At 40.3% G+C, this 8,187-nt stretch carries 7 protein-coding genes; 6 read left to right on the forward strand and 1 reads right to left on the reverse strand.

Translation table 11 applies throughout. The annotated features are described in order from the left end of the window. Positions 1-137: 137 nt before the first annotated feature. Positions 138-1,820 (reverse strand): glycosyl hydrolase family 28-related protein, encoded by a 1,683-nt coding sequence (locus V7654_RS15665; protein WP_335431503.1) that lies wholly within the window; start codon positions 1,818-1,820, stop codon positions 138-140. Between the two features lie 193 nt (positions 1,821-2,013). Here V7654_RS15665 and V7654_RS15670 point away from each other — a divergent pair, with 193 nt between their 5' ends. The 6 genes from V7654_RS15670 (at position 2,014) to V7654_RS15695 (ending at position 8,142) form a co-directional block, all read left to right on the forward strand. Next, positions 2,014-3,096, forward strand: coding sequence for an FUSC family protein (locus tag V7654_RS15670; RefSeq protein WP_335431504.1), 1,083 nt, complete (start codon positions 2,014-2,016; stop codon positions 3,094-3,096). A 223-nt stretch (positions 3,097-3,319) separates the two neighbouring features. Then, positions 3,320-4,705, forward strand: coding sequence for a M48 family metallopeptidase (locus V7654_RS15675; RefSeq protein WP_335431506.1), 1,386 nt, complete (start codon positions 3,320-3,322; stop codon positions 4,703-4,705). Between the two features lie 24 nt (positions 4,706-4,729). After that, positions 4,730-5,161: an RDD family protein gene (locus V7654_RS15680; RefSeq protein ID WP_335431508.1), complete on the forward strand. Its 432-nt coding sequence runs from the start codon at positions 4,730-4,732 to the stop codon at positions 5,159-5,161. Positions 5,162-5,261: 100 nt separating this feature from the next. Further along, on the forward strand, positions 5,262-6,236 hold the full coding sequence (locus V7654_RS15685) for a glycerophosphodiester phosphodiesterase family protein (protein ID WP_335431509.1): 975 nt from the start codon (positions 5,262-5,264) through the stop codon (positions 6,234-6,236). A 21-nt stretch (positions 6,237-6,257) separates the two neighbouring features. Continuing rightward, positions 6,258-7,229, forward strand: coding sequence for a DMT family transporter (locus V7654_RS15690; RefSeq protein WP_335431510.1), 972 nt, complete (start codon positions 6,258-6,260; stop codon positions 7,227-7,229). A 61-nt stretch (positions 7,230-7,290) separates the two neighbouring features. After that, on the forward strand, positions 7,291-8,142 hold the full coding sequence (locus tag V7654_RS15695) for a GNAT family N-acetyltransferase (RefSeq protein WP_335431511.1): 852 nt from the start codon (positions 7,291-7,293) through the stop codon (positions 8,140-8,142). The last annotated feature ends 45 nt before the right edge of the window (positions 8,143-8,187 follow it).

An 8,187-nucleotide genomic window follows, 5' to 3' on the forward strand; every position in this document is an offset into this window, starting at 1 on the left:
GACTCCCTTATTTTCAGGGTAGCCTTAATTTTATTAGAAGAGAAATGATCCAAAAGGTGTACATTATAGGTTTCTAAAAAATGAAAGCAAAAAATAAAGATAAAACGAACCCATAAAGGATTCGCTTAAACGTTTTTTTAACCAGTCGTGCTGTTCTTTGTACCAGATTGAACAACTGCAATTTTAAATCCTTTTGCTTCGATATCAGCAATTTGAGCATTATTTTCAGCAACTTCAACAACGGATTTCCCATTAACTGCCTCCGCAACAATTTTCTCAACTGTTGCATTCTCAATTCCTTTCCCAATATGAATCGCTTTAGGCGCTGAATGCCTGACATACACATGACGGATTTTCACATTGTCTGCATGATTGTTGCCGCCAAACACCTTAATATCATTGCTTGCTGTAGTAAAGCCGCTGACTTGGACATTATTGAAAATCACATTTCTAGAGCGATATTGGATGGCGATGACGGGCTCGTCCCCATAGTCATATTGTGGGTCCCCGATGACATAAAAGTGATTCACTGCAACATTTTTATATGCTGATACAACCATCGCGCGAGGGGAGGAATTCGCGTATAAATCAGTATAAATCGGCTTAATTGAAACGATATTGGTTGCTTTTATGTTGATCGCCGTTTTGGATTCCGGATCACTTTCCTTATGATGACCAATGTGACGGAAATTATAGGAACGGTTATCATTTACTGAAATATGGCCAATGATGACAACATTGTTCGCAGCAGATGATGTATGGTGGGCTTTTATTTCAATGCCGCCAAAACATCTTGCGCTTGAATTGTTCAATAGCCATACATTTCGTGAACCATCATCAATCTCGATTCCATTCGAATTTGAAAATCCTTTTTTATGAGCCCTGCCGCTAGGATCACACATATGGCTATTTGAGATAAAAATATTATCACTATGATGGGTGGTGATACCATCATCACCAAAACCATAACCCGTAAGATTATCCAGCCAGATATATTCACTGCCTCCACGGGCACGATAGCCATCACCATAATAATTGTAAAGAGGGGAGGAAATATCAAAGCAATGAAGGCCCGGATTGATTCCTTCGATATCCTTTACCCAGCCAAATTTAACATTCGCATATAAGAAGCAGCTCGAGTGGTTCCCCCATGTACTGGTCTTCTCCACATTTCCTAGGCGCTCTACATTCCAATCAAGAGTCATGCCTTTTACATAAATATTCCGGTTACCTGTCCGGTGATTGCGATTCGTTACAAGCCTGGTGCCTTTAGGTGCAGAATCATGCAGTTTGATTGTCGATTTTCCTTTACCCGCACCAACTAGGGCGGTCCAGGAAGGGAGCTTAATTTCTCTTGTGACAAAGACGCCTTCAGGTATGAATACCTTTACCCGCCCCTTGCCAAGTGCCATCCGGAAAGCTTCGGTACAATCCGTTACTCCATCACCTACCGCCCCGAAATCCTCAATATGAACCTCTCGATTTATTTCCTTTAATAGATGATTATATTCATCGTTTAAAAGTTCGATCCATTCTGGATAGACATTGCTGTTTTGATCGACGAACGTATCATAATGTTCAAATTCGTCGAATGCTGATTTGGTCTGCGCAACCTTCCTTAAGGTCGCTCTGAAGTTAGTGAATAAGGAGGATATAACAGTCGATGTCCTGGCAAGGGCAGGAGAATAATCCTTGCTCGCTTCAAGAAAAAGAGCCTTTGTTTCATTCACTAAATCTTCTATATTTAAATTATTCCCAGTAATTTTTGAGATTAGCTGCCCATTCTTTTTAGGGTCGTGATTTCTGTCTAAATCGATCATCTTATTCCCACCTTTGTAAAACTGACGCTATGAATATTATTTCCCGCTCTCATAGCGGATAACCTTTTTAGAAGGAATTAACAGTATTCTTTTATATTTGAAATAAAATCAGGTATGATGATAATGTGTTTCATTATTTTGAGCAAGGTAATTATAGAATGAAAGCATTCTTTTGATAGAGTGGGGGATTTGATTGATCACATTAGGACCACGAGTTTTAAAAACAGGGCTTGCCGTGGTGCTCGCTTTATATATAACAAAATGGCTAGGCTTGGAACCGCCCGTTTTTGCTGCGATTGCAGCTACCTTCACCATTCAGCCCTCGATTTATAGATCCTGGAAACAGGTGATGGAACAATTCCAGGCAAATACACTTGGCGCTATCATTGCAGTAAGTTCCATTTATTTGTTTGGCAACAGCCCAATCGTCATCGGACTTGTTATGGTCATTGTCATTATTATTAGTTTAAAGCTTAAAATGGACGGTTCAATTTCGTTAACATTAATTACAGTGTTAGTCATGATGAGTTCGCAGGAATACCAGGGGATTGTTGCAGCTGGAAATAAATTTATCATTGTTCTTGTCGGAATGGGGTCAGCATTTTTAGTCAATCTCAGCATCTCTCCACCGAATTACAATAAAAATTTTACACAAAAAATGGATTCAGGCTTCAGGACCATGTCCTTGCTGATCCGGACTGCAATATCGAATGAATTGACTGAAAAAACATTTCAGGCCCAATGGAGCCAGCTAAAAAAGGATGTATCAAAATTAGAAGACCTATACAAAATCCTCGATGAGGAACGTGAAAAAATTTCGAAGCTCAAACCTTTAGATGTCCGGGAAATAGTCGTCTTTAAACAAATGCTTGCCTGTCTGCAGCAGGGCCTTAAGCTTCTCGATATCATTGAAGACCATTTTTTCCAAAGTCGGCCAGAACAAGAAGAAACAAGGGAGTTCGATCAACATCTTGAAGAATTAATCAATTATCATGAAATGATTTTGTTAAAATATGCTGGGAAAATTAAAGAAATCGAAAACGGCGATCTTCTTGAAGAGAGTGGTCAGTTTCTCGAAGGAATCATGGAGGATTTGTTTTATGAAAGAGAACATAAACTTCGCCTTGTAATCATTGGCTCAGTTATTTTTGATTATGCATTTCAGCTAGAACGCTTAAATGATTTAATTGATCAGTATCAAAAGAAAAAACAGCATGTTGAAAAAGCTAGCTTAAGAAATATATTAAAGAACCCAAGGGTTTTATTGAAAAAATGAGGGCCAGATTGGCCCTCATTTTTCTTGTCAAACAAATAATATTTTCACAACCACAAAAACCGCATAGGAATTTCTGTGAATTTCGTAAAACTAGAAAGGTTCTTTTTTTATGGCACTTCTGTTCGATGGATAAAAAAGGCTCATATACCTATAAAAAACATCTATACCAAATCTTTATTTTTCCCTATAATCATTATAATTGTGCCTAAGGAGAACTTGCTAAATGACAACACAAACCTACACTCAAAATGAACTGATCCATAAAAATGAGAATAAATATTTTTGGATCGTATTAAGTATTAGTATTGTATCTTATCTTCTTTTTGCATTATCGATGGTTGGACTTCTTGTTATCTTGGCGATTATGGCGTTCTCATTACTGCTGCATGCCTTGATGATTGGCCATATCCGACTGAATGGTGTGAAAATTGGTGTGAATCAATTTCCGCTTATTCATAGCACCGTTGAGGATCTTTGTGTAAAAATGGAAATCAAACAAATGCCAGACATTTATGTCATACAGTCTGGTGGCGTTCTCAACGCTTTTGCTTCACGTTTTTTTGGCCGGAATATGGTGGTAGTTTATTCGGAAATTTTTGACCTAGTGGAACAGGGTGCGGAAGAGGAACTTAATTTCGTTCTTGCTCATGAACTTGCTCATATTAAACGGAATCATCTTGGTAAGATGATGTTTATACTCCCATCCATGTGGATTCCTGGAATAGCAGAAATGTATTTGAGAGCTTGTGAGTTTACGTGTGACCGCTATGCGGCCTACTATACCGGCAATTATGCAGCTGCCAAAAACAGTTTGACCATCCTGGCGATAGGTAAAACAATGTATGGGAAAGTAAACAGAGCTGAATATTTACACCAAATTAATCAAGAAAAAGGTTTTTTTGTCTGGTTAGCTGAGGTGTTATCGACACATCCGCCGCTGCCGAAAAGGATTAACGAAATAAGTTTGTTTTTTGGGGAAATGGACCAAGTTTTCATCCACAATAAAAAATCGAAGGGCCCTATTGTATTCGCTGCTGCTTCATTATTTCTTATTGCAATTTTAGGTGCGGGCGGCTATTACGCAGTTAAATTATTTGACTCTGAATCTTATTTAAACGAAGAAGAAGGGTGGTTGGAAGAGGAGGATGAATCTCCTCTGATTGAAGCTGTTGTCGATGGAGACCTGTCTAAAACGAAAAAGTTGATCGAGAATGGAGAAGACATCCACACTTTAGATTATAATGGTTATACGCCTTTAGATTGGGCGATTAAGGACGGCAATGAGCAAATGGTAAAACTTCTCCTTGAACTGAAAGCCGATCCGAACTTTGAAACTGATTATGGAATGACGCCTTTCATGACTGCTGCAGAAGCAGGGAACCCATCTATGATTAAACTCCTGCACGAGGCAGGCGGTGATCCTGACTATCAGGAAACGAGCGGAGGCTACACCACGCTTACTTATTCTGTTTTTAGCGGGAATATTGAAGCAGTTAAACTATTACTTGATTTAGGTGCAGACCGCAGCACCAAAGATCATTCGGGAATGACTGCAAGAATGCACGCCTTACAATCAGGCGAGCAGGAAATTGCAGATATATTAAAATAAATTGAAACAACGGGAGGAAATCTCATGAACAGACCTGCAGGATTTTGGGTAAGAGTAGGCGCAGCCATTTTAGACGGAATAATTATCGGAATACCGATTGCCATCATCAGTTATTTAGTGACAGGTAATGCGGAGGACAGTGGTATCTCATCTACTCTCAATCTTCTTTACACACTCCTTGTTCCTGTAGTATGGTCAGGATATACTGTTGGCAAGAAAATCGTCGGCGTGAGAATCGCTAAAGTCAATGGAGAAAAGCTTGGTTTTGGTACGATGCTGATGCGGACAGTTGTATCTGGCCTTGTTTATCTTTTAACTTTGGGTATCGGTATCATCGTCAGCGCATTTATGGTGGGACTTCGCCAAGACAAAAGAGCGATTCACGATTTAATTGCAGGGACATATGTAACATATGAAAAACCAAATGATGTAAGCCTGGAACAGAAGGTAATGTAAGAAAAGACGTCTGGCGATGCCAGGCGTTTTTTTATATTGAAAAAGCCGATGATTAATTATGGTTCCTTATGATATATTGAAATAAAAATGGAGGATATCAATGAAATTTTTCAAAAGTAAATTATTGATTTTCCTGACGATTATTGGATTGTTCATTTTCCTCAACAATACGAACCTATTCTCAGCTAAAAATAGGGAGCCACTCCTGCTAGCACACAGGGGAGTTGCCCAGACCTTCAAAATTGAAGGAATCACGGGAGACACATGTACAGCTGAACGCATACATAAGCCGAAACACGCTTTTCTGGAAAATACGATTCCTTCAATGGAGGCAGCATTTGAAGCAGGAGCAAATATCGTAGAGCTCGATGTTCATCCCACCACAGATGGTGAATTTGTTGTTTTTCATGACTGGACTCTAGATTGCCGGACGAACGGCGAGGGGGTTACAAGGGAGCATAGCCTAGCGGAATTGAAGGAGCTTGATATCGGCTATGGTTACACTGCTGACGAGGGAAAAACGTATCCGTTCCGCGGAAAAGGCGTCGGAATGATGCCTACTCTCGATGAAGTATTAAAAACTTTCGCAGGTAAAGAACTGCTGATCCATGTAAAAAGCAATGACCCTGAGGAAGGAACAGAGCTGGCAAATTACCTGTTGGATTATCCTGAAAACACACTCGAACACATTTCAGTTTATGGTGGCGACCAGCCTGTTGCAGCATTAAAGGCAAAACTGCCGAACATGCGAGTAATGTCAAAAGAATCTTTGAAAAGCTGTTTATTGCCTTACATAGCAGTCGGGTGGACCGGTTATGTTCCATCAGCCTGCACGAATACCCAACTGCACATACCAGAAAAAATCGGACCCTGGCTTTGGGGATGGCCGGAAAAATTCGTGGGCCGAATGGATAAAAATAATGCAAGAACAATCATAGTTGGCGGAAACGGCAGGGACTTCTCAACAGGATTCGACACAATTGAAGACCTTGAGCGTCTGCCAGAAGGTTTTTCAGGTGTCATCTGGACAAACAAGATTCAAAACATCGCTCCAAAGGTTAGAAACGATCATTAACATTAAGAAAGAGGTGAGGGAATGGGACCAATACTGTTAGGCATTTTAGCAGCTTTCTTTTTTGCGTTTACTTTCGTGCTGAACCAGTCGATGGAATTATCAGGCGGAAGCTGGATATGGAGCGCTTCATTAAGGTATATTTTTATGGTTCCCTTCCTTATGGCCATTGTGCTGGCAAGGAAGAACTTCAAACAATTAATCCATGAAATGAAAAAAAATCCGGGCTCATGGATGCTGTGGAGTTTTGTTGGCTTTGGTTTGTTCTATGCACCATTGACCTACGCTGCGGCCTATTCACCTGGCTGGCTGATTGCAGGGACCTGGCAAATCACGATTATCTCTGGTGCTTTGCTTGCGCCCTTATTTTATGAAACGATCCAAACAAACCATGGAGTGATACAAGCGCGGGCTAAAATACCTTTTAAAGGTCTGAGCATGTCACTGGTCATTCTGTTGGGCATCATCCTAATGCAATTGGAGCATACAAGTCAAATTCCGCTGGAAGTGATGCTAATGGGCATAATACCCGTTTTGATCGCCTCCTTCGCTTATCCATTAGGCAACCGCAAAATGATGGAAGTTACAAACGGAAGCCTGGATGCCTACCAACGTGTTCTAGGGATGACACTTGCAAGTCTGCCATTTTGGATTTCACTTTCATTATATGGACTGTATACAGAAGGACCGCCGACATCGAATCAAAGTATACAATCCCTCCTGGTGGCAATTAGTTCAGGAGTGATCGCCACTGTTCTGTTTTTTAAGGCAACAGACCTTGTAAGGGGGGATATGCAAAAGCTGGCAGCTGTAGAAGCCACCCAGGCTATGGAGGTACTGTTTGCTCTTGCTGGTGAAATTCTCATCTTGTCGATCGCACTGCCATCAGTACTTTCTTGGCTCGGTATCATCATCGTAATGACCGGCATGGCCTTGCATAGCTATTATACTCAACGGAAAAAAAACACGCAGATCAAGAATCGGGCAAGCGCCTAAAACTCCTATACAAGTAAGCTATCGCATATATAAGCATTTTTTAGTGGAATGGAGCTTGGATATGGGGAATAGAACGGTTAGATTGACAAAACAATTGACTAAGGCCATCATCATTTCGGAGGCGGAATGCCAAAGGACAAACAGCCAATCAATTTTGCCTGTTCATTTATTGATCGGCTGTCTGGAACAAGACTCATTTACGGTAGAAGAGGCAAAAAATCATACCGGCATAAATTTAAATGCAATAAGGGATTCGCTAGTACTCAAAGAGAATCAACTTTCCGGCATTTATTATGAACCTTTTAAAATGCCTGTCAGCTTAGATACAAAACAGGTACTAGAGGAAGCAGTAGGTTATATGAGAGGATACAAACAGATTTTTTTAAATGAGGGGCATGTGCTAAAAGCATTAATCAATTCAGGTTATGTTGAGCAATATTTAACTTTGGAACAAAAACACTACCTCCTATCAAACGCAGCCGCTTCAAGAGATATGTTGATGGATTTAACAGATTACGTTTGTCCAGAATTAAAAAACAAGAACATCCGAAAAGTCATCCCTGCTGATTCAGAAAAATTAATCCAGTTTATTGAAGATGAATTTTCCGGAAGATGGACTGAATCAATAAAAAGAGGATTGGATCAAACTAAATCATCTATTTTTATCGCCATGGATTCGGAAGGAGTCATTATCGGTTTTGCAGCCTATGATGTTGGGGAAAAGGAAGGTTATTTCGGTCCGATGGGGGTTGCAAAAGGCAGTCGTACAGAAGGTATCGGCTACTCCTTGCTGCATCATTGTCTTAATGAAATGAGGAAGCAAGGCTACACCGAAATCGTCATTAGCGGGGCAGGTCCAATAGAGTTTTATGAACGATCTTGCGGTGCAAAAGTCATCCCTAACGGTCAATAACTATAATAATATATACCAAATCCTAAAAGAGGCTGACTCAAAAGG

This window comes from Bacillus sp. JJ1609 (genome assembly GCF_036967045.1).
Classification (GTDB): Bacteria; Bacillota; Bacilli; order Bacillales; family Cytobacillaceae; genus Mesobacillus.